Genomic DNA, 16340 nt, shown 5'->3' with positions numbered 1-16340 from the left:
TAAGAAGAAACGGATCGCATATAAAACAAAGTGGCTCAGATTAACTATTAGCCACTTTGTTAACGTGACAAAAAACCAGCCTAATATTACTGACTCCTCTATCAAAATAAACACTTAGCCTTTAAGATATTAAATACTGTCCATCACCAGAGATAAGCGGATTAACATGCCTAACAACCTTTCTATTCGCGCTTATACCAGCCAAATACGCAGCCATTATCATGAGTACCACCAGCTGGTGCTACCATTGCATGGTGCGATTGATATTAAGGTTGGCGATTACACTGGCAAAGTCAGTATTGGTGATTGCGTGATTATTAAAGCTGGGCAACAACATGACTTTCGAGCAGATGATGCAGCCCGTTTTATTGTGGTTGATATGGCAATCCTTCCCGTTAATATTACCGAATCAGATATTGAAAAATTCTCGATAAACCCGCCTCTACTGGCTTATATACAATTCATCGACAAACAGCTGGCACATCAAGTCAATAAACAACTTGAATCGACTGCGTTTGAATTGTTCTATCAACTCCTTGCTCAACAAACATGTCATGAACGTATCGACGCTCGAATAGCAAAGGTTATCCACTTCATCAAACAAGATATCAGTGTGCTATTTAGTATTGAGCAGTTATCTGACATTGCCTGTTTAAGCACAAGCCAATACAAGAAATTGTTCAAACAAAGTATGAGCATGACTACACATCAATATATCACCCAACTTCGTATGGAAAAGGCCTCTGCACTGCTCGCTCATACCGACCTGCCTATTCGCATTGTCGCAGAGCAAGTTGGCTACCAAGACCTATCAGCCTTTAGCAGACGTTTTTCGCACTACTTTGGTCAATCACCTAAAGCGTTTAGTTATTAGTTCATCACCTTCTGAAGTTTATCCTATCAACTTGACTCAGATACTAAACAGCGTTTTAGCCAACAAAATCATCCTTTCAGCAAACAAGCTTATTAATTAAAGCCTTATTATTCTGTCATTAACATTACTTAAGGATAATAAATAATGGCTACATTATACGGTTTCATGGCGATTGGATTATGGGGGACTTTGGCGCTGTTAGGCACAGTTACGGCCAATATTCCTGCATTTCAATTACTCTCACTTTGTTTTTCTATCTCTGCAATCATTGTGATTATTAAGCGAGTCGCAATTAAAAAGCCCATATTTACTAAACCATCGTTAACCCTAACGCAGTGGCTGCTTGGCATAATTGGGCTATTTGGATTTCACTTCTGTTATTTCATGGCACTTAAATTCGCTCCGGTTATCGAGGTCAGTTTAATTGTGTATTTGTGGCCATTATTATTAGCAACACTCGTCGCTAACAAACAAAGTCGATTCAGAGCACTCATCGGGGGCAGTTTAGGCTTTATCGGTATCGCTTTCATTATTGTCGGTAATGGTGAACTAACGTTAAATAGCGACTATCGAATTGGTTATGCTCTTGCTGCTATCTGCGCTGTCATTTGGGGCAGTTATTCATGGTTCTTATCAACATCAAATAACGACGTTGAAGACATCGCTTGGTTATCTGCAGCCGTTGCATTATTAGCATTACTCGCGCATTGGCAATTTGAAACCAGTAATTGGAGTTTTAGCCTGTCAGAATGGGGCGGGATATTATTACTCGGATTAGGGCCTGTCGGCGGCGCTTTTTACTTATGGGACATAGCCTTAAAAAAAGGTAATCAACAATTGTTGGCGTCATTAAGCTTTAGCACACCTCTCATTTCATCTGTTATTTTGGCCATTGCAGGTTTTAACGCTTGGTCTACTAACATCATCATTGCACTCGCGTTAATATTATCCGGAGCAATAATTGCGAATACGAAGAAAAAACGAGTGCTTGGTGATGCCCATATATAGGCGCCTCACCTCAAGTTGATAACGCATTAATATCACTTTTCAATAAAATATTAATGCGTCATGTAGTATCAGTACAAATCATTGCCAGCGAGTGAAGAACCTTCATCTCTCGCTGACGCGTTAACCTAAGCTCCTGAGCATGTTACTGGCGTCCAGAACCAAGATGTTGAAGTTGGTACTTCCCAAGTACCTGGGCTATTTTTAGCTTCGTAACACGAACCTTGATACGAATATACTTCACCGTTAGATACTTGAGTCGAACCAGCAATAAATGGTGTTTCAGTAACAACCTCATCGACAACACATTGATCATCGACAAGCGAAGAACCTTCCTCACAAACGATTGGGTCTACAACACACTCACCGTTTACAATAGAAGAGCCGTCTTCACAAACTAAGCCTTGAGCGTTACCAGTAATGGTGACTGTTTTCTGAGATAAAGTGCCTTCATTATCTGTTGCTTTGAATATAACAGTATTACTACCAAGCGTTACCACAAAGCTGCCAGAGTAAGTTGTAGCATCTTGCGCCACGGTTTGAGTTACACCATTAACAGTAACCTCCACAGCTGCCACTGATTTATCATCCGTAATTAATGCTGAGAACTGAGCTGTATCACCTTCAGTATGTGCCACTGAACCCGATGGAAACGTAATACTAATGCGCGGCGCTTCATTCGTGATGACGTTACCAGACCAATTCGTTTGACCCTGCGGATTATTTACAGCTTGATTCATCGCGTTTAAGATATCGCCATTACCATCACCATCAATTTCCCATGAGAAGATACCACCAAGACCGAGACTCTTAAGGTATTCACCTTTAGCAAGTACAGAACGTGGCGTATCATATGTTAACAATGTGCCACTCACTTCATCCCAAACAAATGATGCTTTAGCTATTTCATCCCAACCTATGATTGCATTTGGGTTTGACTCTAGGAACTTAAGCACACCACGATAATCCATGATGCCAGCTTCCCAAGCCCAAGCAGCTTCGTTTACGTCTGTACCATCGCCACCAAGACTCCCATTAAATGGACTACCTTCAGAAGAATCAATGTGTGAACCGATAGATCCGATTGGGTTACCATTTTCAGCGACAACATCTTGCCACCCACGCGCATACATTGCTGCACCAACAACTAATTTCTTAGCTGGCACACCTTGCGCGAGTAAAAGTTTAGTTGCGTTATCTAATGTGTATTCAGGTTTCCCAGCAAACTCGCCAGCACCGTTACATTTGTCAGCTGAAATGTGAGCACCACAATAAATACCTGTTTGGTGACCCGTATTTGGACCCCATGCACCATAGAAGTCGTAAGACATCATGAAGATATTATCCATGTACTGAGCAGCAGCACCATAATCAACATCTTCGATCTTGTCGTAACCAACACCAATTGCAGATGTAAGCTCATATTTACGACCATATTCAGCTTCAAGTCCATCCAACATTGCACGTAATTCTTGCATTAATGCGATGTAAGCTGGGCCGTCTTTTTCTGGATCCCCTAAGCTGGTATTGGCACCATCACCACCAGGGAATTCCCAGTCAATATCAATGCCATCGTAGAATTTCCACGTTTTTAAAAATTCTTTTGTTGAAGCAACAAATACATCTCGATTAGCTTTTTCAGTGAAGCCAAAAAATGGGTCAGATAATGTCCAACCACCGATAGATGGCAGAATTTTAATGTGTGGATTCGCTTTTTTAAGCGCCATTAGACCACCGTAAGTACCTTTACCGATTTCTAATGAACCCACTTTCTTACCGTCTAAACGTGTTGCAGGTTCACCGTAAGTAGAGTTCAATGCCGCCCATGTATCATGAACAACAACCGAGTAATCAGGCAGGCCTGCGCACATCTTTTTTAATAACTCATGGCCTGAAGGATTTGGATCTAATAAAGATTTGTTGTCACCTGTACCACCACAAATTGGAATGAAGCCGTAGATGATGTGCGTTAGGTTATTAGCTGGAATATCATTAACGTTGTATTTACGTCCGTACACCCCCCATTCAACGAAGTAAGTACCGACAATATTATCTTTTTGTTGTGCGTAAGGCGTGTTAGCCGGATCTGTCGTCATTGGCAGGTCAGCTTTTAAATGCGAACCATCAGTATCCGAAATCAAGAGTTCAGTCGTTGCGCTTTCACTGCAACCATCAGCGTTACATAAACGCACAACCATGTTTTTTAAACCACCTTCAGTAAAAGATAAAACAGTACTTTTCCCTGTGCCTGAACCAGACATCATGACATTACCGTTAACTTCAACTTCCCACGTTGTCGCTTTATCACCAGACCAAACATTCCAGGAAACAGGCACTTCAACAACATCAACACGTGTATACATGTCTTTATAGCTAACAACTGCATCAGTATTAATTGTTACAAAACCTAGTTTTGAATAATCGGCCCACGCGATTGACGGTGCCTGAGGTGCTGCCGCAAGTACAGGTGCACTAATTGCCGCTACTATCGCTAACTTAAGGGTACTTTTTAAAAATATTGATTTCACAAGAACTCCATGTAATAAATTAGAAAATCGAAAATAGGCGTAATTACATACAACATGTATTGGCGGATATTCAAACAGTAACCATGCCAGTCAAGATCAACCCCCTCCAGAGGCTTATATAAAACCTACGCCCAACCGTTAATTTGCGCAACAAATAAAGAACATAAAAACAACAAAGTTAGAGTTCTATCAAACAATGCGGTCAGACCAGTACATTTTAAATTATTGAAACAGTGAGGTAATAGGTTATGTGAACCCCTAATACCCGCCCCTACAAAAACACAACATTCCAACTCAAAAACAATCACTTAAAAGTTATCATCGGCATCATTCATAACAAGTAAACCAAAACGAGATGCGATGACACAATTTTTATGTTATTTCTCTCACTCAAATTTCCACCTGTTATCAAGGCCCGTCCAATTGTTTCTTCATGGCCATTATTAACTATACGCGTCGCTAATAAGCAAAATTGATTAACGCACTAACCCAAGCGAATTGCAGAGTCGTTTTCAGACTGCTAAACTACGCGGTTAAATCACTTCGTATAATCCCAATAATATGGTTTGGGAGTTTCTACCAAGATCCTTAAACTCTTGATTATGAAGTCTGTAACTTTAAAACCTAAAAAAACAAATAAAGGTAGAGACTCATGAATTACTTTGACTTACCAAAGATTGATCTACATTGCCACCTAGACGGTAGTGTTCGCCCAGAAACAATCATTGCGCTTGCAGCAGAACAAAACATTACCCTACCAAGTAATGACATTGAAGAAATCAGAACCTTAATGATCGCACCTGAGACATGTACAGATCTTGGGGAATACCTACAGCGTTTTGACTTGCCATTATCAGTAATGCAAACAGCAGCAGGTATCGAGCGTATTTCTTTTGAATTATTTGAAGATGCTGCAAAAGAAAACGTAAAATACCTAGAAGTACGTTTTGGGCCTATGCTACACCTTGAGCAAGGTCTAACTCTTGAGCAAGTATTTGATAGTGTTGTTGCTGGTATGAAACGTGCCGAAGCAATGTATGACATCAAAGGTAACTACATTTTATCTATCTTACGTCACATGCCAAAAGATAGAATTAAAGAAGTACTGGATACGGCAGCTAAATACTTAAACGACGGCATTGTTGCATTCGATTTAGCCGGTGGTGAAGCACCGGGATTCTGCGCTGAGTTTGTGCCTTATGCAGAATATGCCATTGAAAAAGGTTACCGTGTAACCATTCATGCTGGTGAGCAAGGTGTGGGTCAGAACGTATTTGATGCAGTCTCATTATTAGGTGCAGAACGTGTTGGCCACGGTATTCATATTACTGGTCATGAAGATGCATACAATCTGGTTAAAACAAAAAATGTGGCACTAGAAACTTGCCCGAGTAGTAATGTGCAAACAAAAGCAGTTGAAGATTTAGCAAGTCACCCTGTTAAAGCTTTCTATCAAGACGGAATTCAAATCACCATAAATACCGATAACCGTACTGTGTCAAATACCACAATGACAGATGAAGTACGTAAAGTGATGGAAGAGTTTAATCTAAGCCGTGAAGACTACTTCAACATTTACAAGATCAGCATTGAACATGCATTCGCATCTGATGAAGTAAAACAGCATTTATCGACATTTGCTGAATAATAGTAACCTGTAATAAAAGGCGGGGTTGAAATATTCATGATGAATCCATTTCACACTCGTCTTTTGATTTCAGATTTCCATTTTAATCTCGGCCTCAATCTAAATCTAAATCTTATTCATGCTCTAGCCGATTATCTCATTCGTAATCCCGGCTATTTCCTCAAGCAGATTAACACCAATTACTTTTTTGTCTTTGCCTGCGCCAACGTCGATAGTTATCGTTTGCACTTCGGTATCAGAACCACATAGCATTAACGGCACACCTGTAGGTGAAATAGCTTGGCTTTTACCACAATAACTTCCGCTTATTGCACTCGTTTCTTCACTACCAATACGATTACAAGTAAATACAAACATACTATTTTCGATTGCACGAGCACGCGCGATATGCAAACTTTGTTCGCCACCAAAATTAGCCGGGTGTAATAACACATCGACACCTTTTTCAGCATACTGCCTTATGATCTCCGGAAACCATAAATCAAAACAAATAGCTAAACCGAATTTGACACCTAAATACTCAAACGTAACGATGTCACGGCCACGTGAAAAATACTGTTTATCGACATTTGTCAGTGCCATTTTTCGATATTTATCTTGCAAGCCGCTTTTATTCACCACCACAGTCGTATTATAAAAACCATCTTCCGTTTTCTCCGCAATACCAGCAACGATTAAAACATTATGCAGCGTCGCTAAGCCCTGTAGTGCTAGTAAGGTCTGACTATCATCTAAAGATTCAGAGAGTGTGTGGATTTCACTTGGGTCATTAAACAAATATCCGGTACTAAAGAGCTCAGGTAATAACACGACCTCTCCTAAGGAATCTGCATCATTAAGTAGCGTGCTCACTGCCGCTATATTTTCCGTTTTATTCTTATAGCTCACATTCATTTGCACTGTGGTAATTTTCACTATACTTCCCTTATTTACAACCTATCTAAAAGTCGCTATGTTAAAACACGATTAGCATAAAACAGAATACTCACCGATAACAACCTGGATAATACAAAAGAGCAGGCATCATGGAAATAGTATTTTTAGGCACCTCAGCAGGTATGCCAACCAAAAGTCGTAATGTCTCTGGCTTAGCTATACGTCGTGCAAACTCAAAACGCTGGTGCCTCGTTGATTGTGGTGAAGGCTCGCAACATCAGTTACTGCATACCAAGTTGTCTTTAGCACATCTGCAAGCCATCTTTATTACCCATGTACATGGCGATCATTGTTATGGCTTACCTGGATTACTTGCCAGTGCCTCGATGTCAGGCAGAACCGATCCATTGTGGATTGTTGGGCCCCGCGCGATTAAAACCGTCATCGACGTCATGCAAACGGCGACAGACCTACATTTAAACTATGAACTAAAATATAAGTATATTGATGATAATGATTCGCTCGATGATTTAGCCATTGAGTTCGATGTAGACGCTGTGGCACTCTCTCATCGCGTACCTTGCTTTGCTTATCGTTTCAGTGAAAATAGATTGAGTAATAAACTCGATGTGAAGAAACTAGAACAAGACAAGATCCCCCGAGATAAACGCTGGGGAGATTTACAGCAGGGCTTAGATATTCAACTTGAAGATGGCCGTTATATACGTGCTCAAGATTATTTATTACCGCTACAGCGCCCACGACAAATATTCATCGCTGGTGATAACGATACTCCGTCTCTATTAAGCCAAATGGCGAAAACCGCCAACGTATTAGTGCATGAAGCCACTTATACTGAAGATATAGCCATCAAAGTAGGCGCCGGACCTCAGCACAGTTATGCCAAACTCGTGGCACAGTTTGCCCAAGATATTGGTTTTGAAAACCTAGTGTTAACCCACTTTAGTCCCCGTTATCAAAGCGCAATAAACAGCAGCCCTTCTATTATCGATATCGAAAAAGAAGCGCGTACTGTTTATCATCAGAATCTATTTTTAGCCAAAGACCTTGACTGCTATACCTTAAACAAACAAGGTAAGCTGGCTAAAACGATTAACTAGGCTGCTGACATGGCATAACTAGTGATTCCTGCTCGCGCTGTTTTATGTCATGCCATACCAAAGGGGCGACAATAACAAACAGTGCAATATTAGATAAAGGTAATGCCAACCAGATCCCATCAACACCTAACCACTGGGGTAAAAAGTATAAAAATGGTAATTGAATAAACATATTCCCCACAGAAATAGCCAAGGCTTTCCCCCCTTTACCTATCGCCATAAAATACACCGACGCTAATACTATTATGCCATCTAAAAACATCGCGAATAAATGTAAGTGAATACCATTTTTAGCCTCTGTAATCAGTTCAGCGTTATCACTAGTGAATAAACTGATCATCAAATTCGGCATGACATTTAAAATCACGATAAAGCCAACTCCAGCAATAACCGTTACCTTTATCGACAATAGCAGCATTTTTTTGATATTTTCAAACTGCTGGGCACCAAAGTAATAACTCACTGGTGGCTGCATACCTTCAGCAATACCTTCTGCAACCAAGTAATACAACGTCATAATATAACCAACAATGGCAAACGCGCCGACTGTCGTTGATGTACCATATTGCATAAATAAACGGTTATGCAATGCAAATACAAAACTGGTATATAAGTACATCACTAATGATGAAATGCCTAAGCTAATGATCGTACTCATCATTAGTGGATTAACTTTAATCAAGCTCTCGTTGATCTTTAAGCTTGAGTGCTTAGATAGAAAGTAAATAATACCAATAATAGAAACCAGCAACTGCGCAATAATAGTCGCCAGTGCAGCCCCTTCAAGTTTCCATTGCCATAAACCAATAAACACATAATCGAGCACTATGTTCAACAGCGCACCGAAGATCATCAATGCCGTTGCCACATTTGGGCTCTCATCATTACGCACTAACATGGGGATAGCCGCTGCCATGATAGTCGCAACAGTCCCATAGGCAAAAATATTTACGTAATCAAAGCCGAGGTTGAAAATAACGCCCTCACCACCTTGCACACGCAGTAGTTCCGCTCCCCACAACAACAAACCCGTCGCGGAAAGTATTGCTAATACAACCATCAAGAAAAAGCTGGCATTAAGCGCTTGCTGAGCAGATGTTTGATCTTGCTCACCACGCTTCATCGAAATTAAGGTGCCACCACCCATACCAATCATGATGCCCAGTCCAGATACCACAAAGGTGATCGGCCAAGCCATATTAATCGCAGCAAGTCCTTGGACACCGACATAATGGCCGACGAAAATACCATCGATAATTTGATAAAGACCACTCACTAACATCGCGGTAATGGATGGGATAGCATAACGCCAAAAAGAACGTTTAATCTGCGCGTCAGATGCTACGTCACGCATGTTTTTAATTAATGCTTCAGCTTGTAACTGTGATGAACTCACAAAAACCTCTAGTTAATATTGAATAGTTATTTATTTAAGGGATTATGCTTGTTTTTAATATTGATGAAAGTTAGCATCCATCCGATTTTCGGATAGTTAGCTCGGGGTAACTCCCTATCTAACAGCACTACAGACAACTTACAGACAATTAAGAAGAATAAGATGAACTGGACAGTCGATCAATTAGAAGCATTTGTCACCGCAGTAAAACTCGGTTCCTTCTCGGCAGCAGCGCGCCATTTAGGTAAAGCACAATCACGTGTTAGTACAGCTATCGCTAACTTAGAAACCGATCTTGATATCATTTTGTTTGACCGCAGTGCACGGCTACCCGTACTGACCCTCGCTGGTGAAGATATGTATGCCGAAGCTGAAGCGGTACTACAACAATGCCAACGTCTACACTCTCGTGCGTTAACAGTGTCAGGTGGAGAAGAAATATCACTAACGATTGCCATGGATGAAGCATCCCCTATCACGGCATTTCAACATTTATTTACTGATATAGCCAAGCAATTTCCGTTACTAAAAATCAATATAATTAGTGGTTCACAAGCCGATATCGCCAAATGGGTCGATGAAAAAAAAGCCGATCTGGGGATCCTGTTTCATTTACAGACGCAATTAGACTCGCTCGAATTCATGTCCATTGGCAAGTTTAGTCAAACCTTGATCGTTGCACCAGAGCACCCACTGGCTAAGATCTGTGAGCCTAAAATAGAACAGTTAAGTCAATATAGACAGCTCGTCATTCGCGATCGCATGGGCAAAACACAAGCGAAGGCGATTTCACCAAATCATTGGCATATCGACAGCTATTATTACATTACTGAATTAGTCATCAGAGGAATCGGCTGGGCGCTGGTACCAGAACATGTAGCCAACATACATTGGTATAAAGGTGCTATATCAGAATTATCGACTGCAAACATCACTGACCCATTATTGATTGAGATGGGTATTGTTAAACGCCGAGATCAAGCCACAGGGCCAGTCATAAACTGGATTTATAGCGCGTTAAGCAAGGGTGTTACCAAATAGTTAATATATTACTTTCTGGTTAATTTTACGTAAATAATCTATATTTTGTCACTTAAATATTTTTGATAAATCTAAATAAACTGTAGATAACCTGCGTTTTAGTGCAATAAACTTGCGGAATCTAGATTTTTATACCTTTTATGTTGCTTTATTGCAGTTTATTTGTCAGATTAATACTCACGTAACATATCAGTGACATGTACTGCTGATAATGAATGGAATCAATTTTTCAGACTGGATGTAGAATCATCGAGTTATAAGGGTCTGGTAATGTCTTTATTAGAAGTAAAAAATCTTCGCATCGAATATCCGTCTCGACATGGTGTTCACGCAGCAGTGAAATCATTGTCGTTTTCTATCGAGCGCGGTGAAATTGTTGGTGTAGTTGGCGAATCTGGTGCAGGTAAATCAACTGTGGGTAATGCCATTATTGACCTATTAAGCCCACCGGGTGTGATCGCGAGCGGCGAAGTATTCCTCGAAGGTGAAAAAATATCAGGTTTAACACCGCAAGAAATGCGCTCAGTGCGTGGCTCTAAAATCGGTTTTATCTTCCAAGATCCAATGACATCGCTTAATCCACTATTCACCATCGAACAGCAAATGGTAGAAACCATCCTTGCGAATTTAGATGTAAGTAAAGAAGAAGCGGTTAGCCGTTCACTTAGCTTGATGGAACAAGTGGGAATTCCAGAACCTGAACTACGTATTAAACAATATCCTCACCAGTTTTCTGGCGGTATGAGACAGCGTGTGGTTATCGCGATTGCCCTGTCTTGCGAACCTGATTTAATCATTGCCGATGAACCAACGACGGCACTTGATGTATCAATCCAAGATCAAATTCTAACGCTGATCCGTGAGCTTTGTATCAAGAAAAACGTCGGTTGTATGCTGGTTACCCATGATATGGGAGTAGTATCAAACGTGACTGATAAAATCGCCGTAATGTATCGCGGTGATCTGGTTGAATTTGGCCCTACGAAGCAAGTGCTTAGTGATCCAGACCATGACTATACGCGCAGCCTTATTTCTGCCGTACCACGTTCAGATATCAAACTAGATCGTTTCCCATTGGTAAGCTATATCGAAGAAGCTGTCGAGATGAAGCAAATTGATATTAAGAACCATTGGTTAGGCCAAAGTGAAGACCAACGTGAATACACGGGTCCACTGTTGACTGTTGACGATGTAAGCCTGCGCTTTGTGACTAAAGATTCATTCTTTGAAAGCAAACGTGAATACGTACAAGCATCAAACAAAGTAAGCTTCGATATTAAAGAAGGTGAAACTTTTGGTCTCGTAGGTGAATCAGGTTCAGGTAAATCGACCATCGCCCGTATTATCGCAGGGCTGTATGCGCCAAACGAAGGTAAAATTACGTTTGAAGGTATCGATTTAACCGCTATTAAATCTGAAAAAGAACGTCGCCCTATTCGTCGTCAAATGCAAATGGTATTCCAAAATCCATACACGTCGATGAATCCAAGAATGAAAATTTTTGACATCATTTCAGAACCAATTCGTTTCCATAAACTGGCATCCTCTGAAGCTGAAATTCGTCAAATCGTACATGATCTACTGGATCACGTAGGCCTAGGTAGAATGGCAGGGGTTAAATACCCACATGAATTCTCTGGTGGTCAACGTCAACGTATTTCAATTGCTCGCGCACTAGCAACACGTCCGCGTTTATTAATTTGTGATGAACCAACATCAGCACTTGATGTATCGGTACAAGCGCAAATTCTTAATCTGCTAAAAGATTTACAAGATGAACTCAATCTAACGATGTTGTTCATCAGTCATGATTTACCGGTTATTCGTCAAATCAGTGACCGCGTTGGTGTAATGCAAAAAGGTAAACTGCTTGAAGTCGCACCGACAGAAGAATTATTTACTAATCCACAACATGACTACAGTAAGCACCTTGTTTCTTTAATGCCTGAATTTAAAGGTTTAAGAGATAAATTAGCAAGCTAGTACTTATTGTTAATGATAGTAAGAATACGAAAAAGCAACAGCTAAATAATAACAAAAAAACACAACATATACGGGCGTCACGTCCCAGCATGAAGGAGTTATGCAAATGAAAACCTTAAAGACCAAACTAGCCATTGCCCTAATGGCCGCAGGCCTAAGCTTTAGCGCTGCTGCAGCAGACATTACTGTTGCTTACGATGCAGATCCAGTATCGCTTGACCCACATGAGCAACTATCTGGTGGTACACTACAGATGTCGCACATGCTGTTTGATCCGCTGGTTCGTTTTACCAAAGATTTCGATTTTGAAGGCCGTATCGCTGAGAAGTGGGAACGTGTAAATGACACAACTTTCCGTTTTCACCTACGTAAAGGCGTAAAATTCCACTCTGGTAACCAACTTACTGCTGATGATGTTGTTTGGACATTCGACCGTCTACAATCATCAGTTGATTTCAAAAACGTTTTTTCTCCATACGAAAAAATGACCAAGATTGATGACTACACAGTAGAGATCGTATCTTCAGAACCGTACCCACTCGTGCTACAAACAGCAACTTATATCTTCCCAATGGATAAGAAGTTCTACACGGGTAAAATGGACGGTAAAGATAAATCTGAAATCGTTAAACACGGTAGTTCATATGCATCAACAAACGTATCAGGAACAGGCCCATTCACTGTTACGTCACGTGAACAAGGCGTAAAAGTTGTATTCGAACGTTTCGACGGTTACTGGGATAAGACATCTCCAGGTAACGTTGACAAGCTAACACTTGTGCCAATTAAAGAAGATGCGACACGTGTTGCAGCACTACTTTCTGGTGACGTGGATATGATCCACCCTGTTGCACCAAACGATCAAAAACGTGTTAAAAGCGCGAAGAATGTTGATCTAGTAACAGTATCTGGTACTCGTATCATCTCATTCCAAATGAACCAAGGCAGTAACCCTGCACTTAAAGATGTGCGCGTACGTCAAGCTATCGTACACGCCATTAATAATGAAGCGATTGTTAAGAAGATCATGAAAGGCTTCGGTACAACAGCTGGCCAACAAGGTCCTGCTGGTTACTCTGGCTATGACGCTGACCTAGTGCCACGTTATGACTTGAAAAAAGCAAAACAGTTAATGAAAGATGCGGGTTATGAAAATGGCTTTAAACTTTCAATGATGGCACCAAACAACCGTTATGTTAACGATGCAAAAATCGCCCAAGCGACGGCTTCAATGCTTTCTAAAATTGGCATTAAAGTTGACCTAAAAACAATGCCGAAAGCACAGTACTGGCCTGAGTTTGATCTTTGTTCAGCAGACATGATGATGATTGGTTGGCATTCAGATACTGAAGATTCAGCTAACTTCTCTGAATTCTTAACAATGACTAAAGATGCTGAAACAGGTCGTGGTGCTTATAACTGTGGTCAATATTCAAATGCTGAAGTTGATAAGCTAGTAAACAGCGCAAATGCTGAAACAGACACTGCAAAACGTGGTGTGATGTTGCAACGTGTTGAAAAAATCTTGTATGACGAAGCTGCTTTCGTGCCACTACATTGGCAAGATCTAGCTTGGGGCGCAAAATCGACACTACAAATTGAGCCGATTGTAAACGCACTAAACTTCCCGTACTTCGGTGACCTAGTAGTTAAATAACCTAAACGTTAAATAACGACTAAACCTTAACGGTATTTAATGCCGTTACTATGCGGTGTTTTTATCAAGATAACTCGATAAAAACACCGATTATTTTAAATAAATATAATGATAAAAGTTAATTTTACTTTGGGAGACAAGGAATGTTCACATTTCTGATCAAACGCCTATTTCAGGCCTTGGTAGTAATGTTCGTGATCAGTTTGGTAGCATTTTCCATTCAGGATAATCTAGGCGATCCGTTACGCGAATTAGTTGGTCAATCTGTATCAGAAGACGAACGACAAGCACTGCGTGATGATCTAGGTCTAAATGATCCGTACATGACTAAATACAGCCGTTTTCTTGTTAATGCACTACAAGGTGACTTAGGCACCTCGTATTTCTTTAAACGACCTGCAGCAGAAGTTATTTTCGATAAACTTCAAGCAACACTAGAGCTTGTGTTTGGTGCAGCCGTCATTATTGTATTCGTGTCGATCCCATTAGGTGTCTACTCGGCGATTCATCCCAAAAGTGCGCTAACAAAAATTATCATGGCAGTAAGTAGTATTGGTATTTCTGTACCGGTATTCTTAACTGCAATCATGTTGATGTACGTCTTCTCTATCGAACTAGGTTGGCTACCGTCTTATGGACGTGGTGAAACTGTTAATGTCATGGGTTGGGAAACTGGTTTCCTTACTATGGATGGTTTCTTACACTTAATTTTACCAAGCATCTCATTGGCTTCTATCATGTTGCCGCTTTTCATCCGCTTGGTTCGTTCTGAAATGCTTGAAGCGTTAAGTTCTGAATACGTTAAATTTGCTAAAGCGAAAGGCTTAGCATTAAACAAAATTTACTATGTACATGCCCTTAAAAATACCATGCTACCTGTGATCACCGTTGGTGGTGTACAGATCGGTACTATGATTGCTTACACAATCTTGACCGAAACGGTATTCCAGTGGCCAGGAACAGGTTTCCTATTCTTAGAAGCGATTAACCGTGTTGATACACCATTAATTACCGCTTATGTTATTTTTGTAGGTTTAATCTTTGTGGTAACAAATACCCTTGTTGACCTGTTATACGGGTTAGTTAACCCAACAGTAAACATTACAGGTAAAGGATAATTAGTATGAACACAGTGACTTCTTCTCATGTTCCTACTCGCTGGGAACGCTTTAAAAATTCAGACCTTATCTATTATTTTTTAAGAGATAAGGTAGCAATGTTCAGCTTTGCGATCTTCTTAACTTTCTTGATCGCAGCACTAGCAGCGCCATTAATAGCACCAACAGACCCGTATGATATTACCAGTATTGATATCATGGACTCTGAGTTACCGCCTTCTTGGTTAGAAGACGGCGACGAACGCTTCATGTTAGGTACTGATGATCAAGGTCGTGATATTCTATCAACCATGCTTTATGGTTCACGTTTATCACTGACGATTGGTTTCTTAGCCGTTGCGGTACAGTTAGTACTAGGCATTGTAATTGGTCTGTCTGCAGGTTACTTCGGTGGCCGTATTGATAGTTTCTTGATGCGATTTGCTGACGTACAGCTATCGTTCTCGACCATGATGGTAGCGATCATTGTCTCGGCTATCTTCAAAGCCAGCTTTGGTGCTGAGTTCTTTAGTCAGTATGCCGTCGTCATGCTCGTCGTGATCATCGGTGTGGCTGAATGGCCACAGTATGCACGTACTATTCGTGCGTCTGTATTAGCCGAGAAACAAAAAGAATACGTTGAAGCAGCACAAGTCATGGGCTTAAAGTCAATGCGTATTATGTTTAGACACATACTGCCAAACTGTCTGTCCCCTATCCTAGTGATTTCAACAGTACAGATTGCGAATGCGATCATGTCTGAAGCTGCACTGTCATTCTTAGGCTTAGGTTTACCGATTGACCAACCTTCTTTAGGTGCGTTAATCAGTACTGGCTTTAAATACATCTTCTCCGGTGCTTGGTGGATCACAGCCTTCCCAGGTGTATTACTGGTGACACTGGTTCTAGTAATCAACTTACTAGGTGACTGGTTACGTGATGCGTTTAACCCGAAGATCTATAAAGGTTAAATGTCATATGATTATCATCTAGGTAATTAAATACGACACAAACAAAAATGCCGCTCCCGTAGATAATATGGGAGCGGCATTTTTATGATTTATCAAGGCTGCACTCTTAATTACAGGCCTTAATTACAGCCCTTAATCACAGC

The 16340-nt window shown here is 40.7% G+C and carries 12 protein-coding genes and 1 riboswitch; of the genes, 9 read left to right on the top strand and 3 right to left on the bottom strand.

All coding sequences use genetic code 11. From position 1 onward, the window contains the following. Positions 1–166: 166 nt before the first annotated feature. The gene (locus tag JFU56_RS10835; RefSeq protein WP_198437298.1) at positions 167–874 is read left to right on the top strand and encodes an AraC family transcriptional regulator; all 708 of its coding nucleotides are present in this window, start codon (positions 167–169) and stop codon (positions 872–874) included. A 144-nt stretch (positions 875–1018) separates the two neighbouring features. After that, the gene (locus JFU56_RS10830; protein ID WP_198437297.1) at positions 1019–1882 is read left to right on the top strand and encodes a DMT family transporter; all 864 of its coding nucleotides are present in this window, start codon (positions 1019–1021) and stop codon (positions 1880–1882) included. A 125-nt stretch (positions 1883–2007) separates the two neighbouring features. Here JFU56_RS10830 and JFU56_RS10825 read toward each other — a convergent pair whose 3' ends face one another. Next, complete coding sequence (locus tag JFU56_RS10825) at positions 2008–4407, bottom strand: glycosyl hydrolase family 18 protein (protein ID WP_198437296.1); 2400 nt, start codon at positions 4405–4407, stop codon at positions 2008–2010. Positions 4408–4930: 523 nt separating this feature from the next. Next, positions 4931–5030: riboswitch (purine riboswitch) on the top strand. 29 nt (positions 5031–5059) lie between these two features. Between JFU56_RS10825 and add the strand changes: the two genes are divergently transcribed. Further along, complete coding sequence (gene add / locus JFU56_RS10820; RefSeq protein ID WP_198437295.1) at positions 5060–6055, top strand: adenosine deaminase; 996 nt, start codon at positions 5060–5062, stop codon at positions 6053–6055. Between the two features lie 123 nt (positions 6056–6178). Here add and JFU56_RS10815 read toward each other — a convergent pair whose 3' ends face one another. After that, complete coding sequence (locus JFU56_RS10815) at positions 6179–6970, bottom strand: carbon-nitrogen hydrolase family protein (RefSeq protein ID WP_198437294.1); 792 nt, start codon at positions 6968–6970, stop codon at positions 6179–6181. A 110-nt stretch (positions 6971–7080) separates the two neighbouring features. Between JFU56_RS10815 and JFU56_RS10810 the strand changes: the two genes are divergently transcribed. Beyond that, entirely contained in the window at positions 7081–8052 is a 972-nt protein-coding gene (locus JFU56_RS10810; protein WP_198437293.1) for a ribonuclease Z, read from the top strand. Here the strand turns inward: JFU56_RS10810 and JFU56_RS10805 are convergent. Then, complete coding sequence (locus JFU56_RS10805; protein ID WP_198437292.1) at positions 8045–9448, bottom strand: MATE family efflux transporter; 1404 nt, start codon at positions 9446–9448, stop codon at positions 8045–8047. The two genes, JFU56_RS10810 and JFU56_RS10805, sit on opposite strands and share 8 nt — an antisense overlap. Before the next feature lie 162 nt (positions 9449–9610). Between JFU56_RS10805 and JFU56_RS10800 the strand changes: the two genes are divergently transcribed. The 5 genes from JFU56_RS10800 to JFU56_RS10780 all read left to right on the top strand — a co-directional run bounded on the left by JFU56_RS10800 (position 9611) and on the right by JFU56_RS10780 (position 16197). Further along, complete coding sequence (locus JFU56_RS10800) at positions 9611–10489, top strand: LysR family transcriptional regulator (RefSeq protein ID WP_198437291.1); 879 nt, start codon at positions 9611–9613, stop codon at positions 10487–10489. Between the two features lie 270 nt (positions 10490–10759). Then, a complete protein-coding gene (locus tag JFU56_RS10795) occupies positions 10760–12472 on the top strand; it encodes an ABC transporter ATP-binding protein (protein ID WP_198437290.1) in 1713 nt (570 codons plus the stop codon). 106 nt (positions 12473–12578) lie between these two features. After that, on the top strand, positions 12579–14129 hold the full coding sequence (locus JFU56_RS10790) for an ABC transporter substrate-binding protein (RefSeq protein ID WP_198437289.1): 1551 nt from the start codon (positions 12579–12581) through the stop codon (positions 14127–14129). A 143-nt stretch (positions 14130–14272) separates the two neighbouring features. After that, positions 14273–15247 (top strand): ABC transporter permease, encoded by a 975-nt coding sequence (locus JFU56_RS10785; RefSeq protein ID WP_198437288.1) that lies wholly within the window; start codon positions 14273–14275, stop codon positions 15245–15247. A gap of 5 nt (positions 15248–15252) precedes the next feature. Then, the gene (locus tag JFU56_RS10780) at positions 15253–16197 is read left to right on the top strand and encodes an ABC transporter permease (RefSeq protein ID WP_198437287.1); all 945 of its coding nucleotides are present in this window, start codon (positions 15253–15255) and stop codon (positions 16195–16197) included. The last annotated feature ends 143 nt before the right edge of the window (positions 16198–16340 follow it).

This window comes from Moritella sp. F3 (assembly GCF_015082335.1).
Taxonomy (GTDB): Bacteria; Pseudomonadota; Gammaproteobacteria; order Enterobacterales; family Moritellaceae; genus Moritella.
The sequence above is the reverse complement of the archived record's forward strand: the minus strand, read 5'-3'. Positions and strand labels throughout refer to the sequence as shown.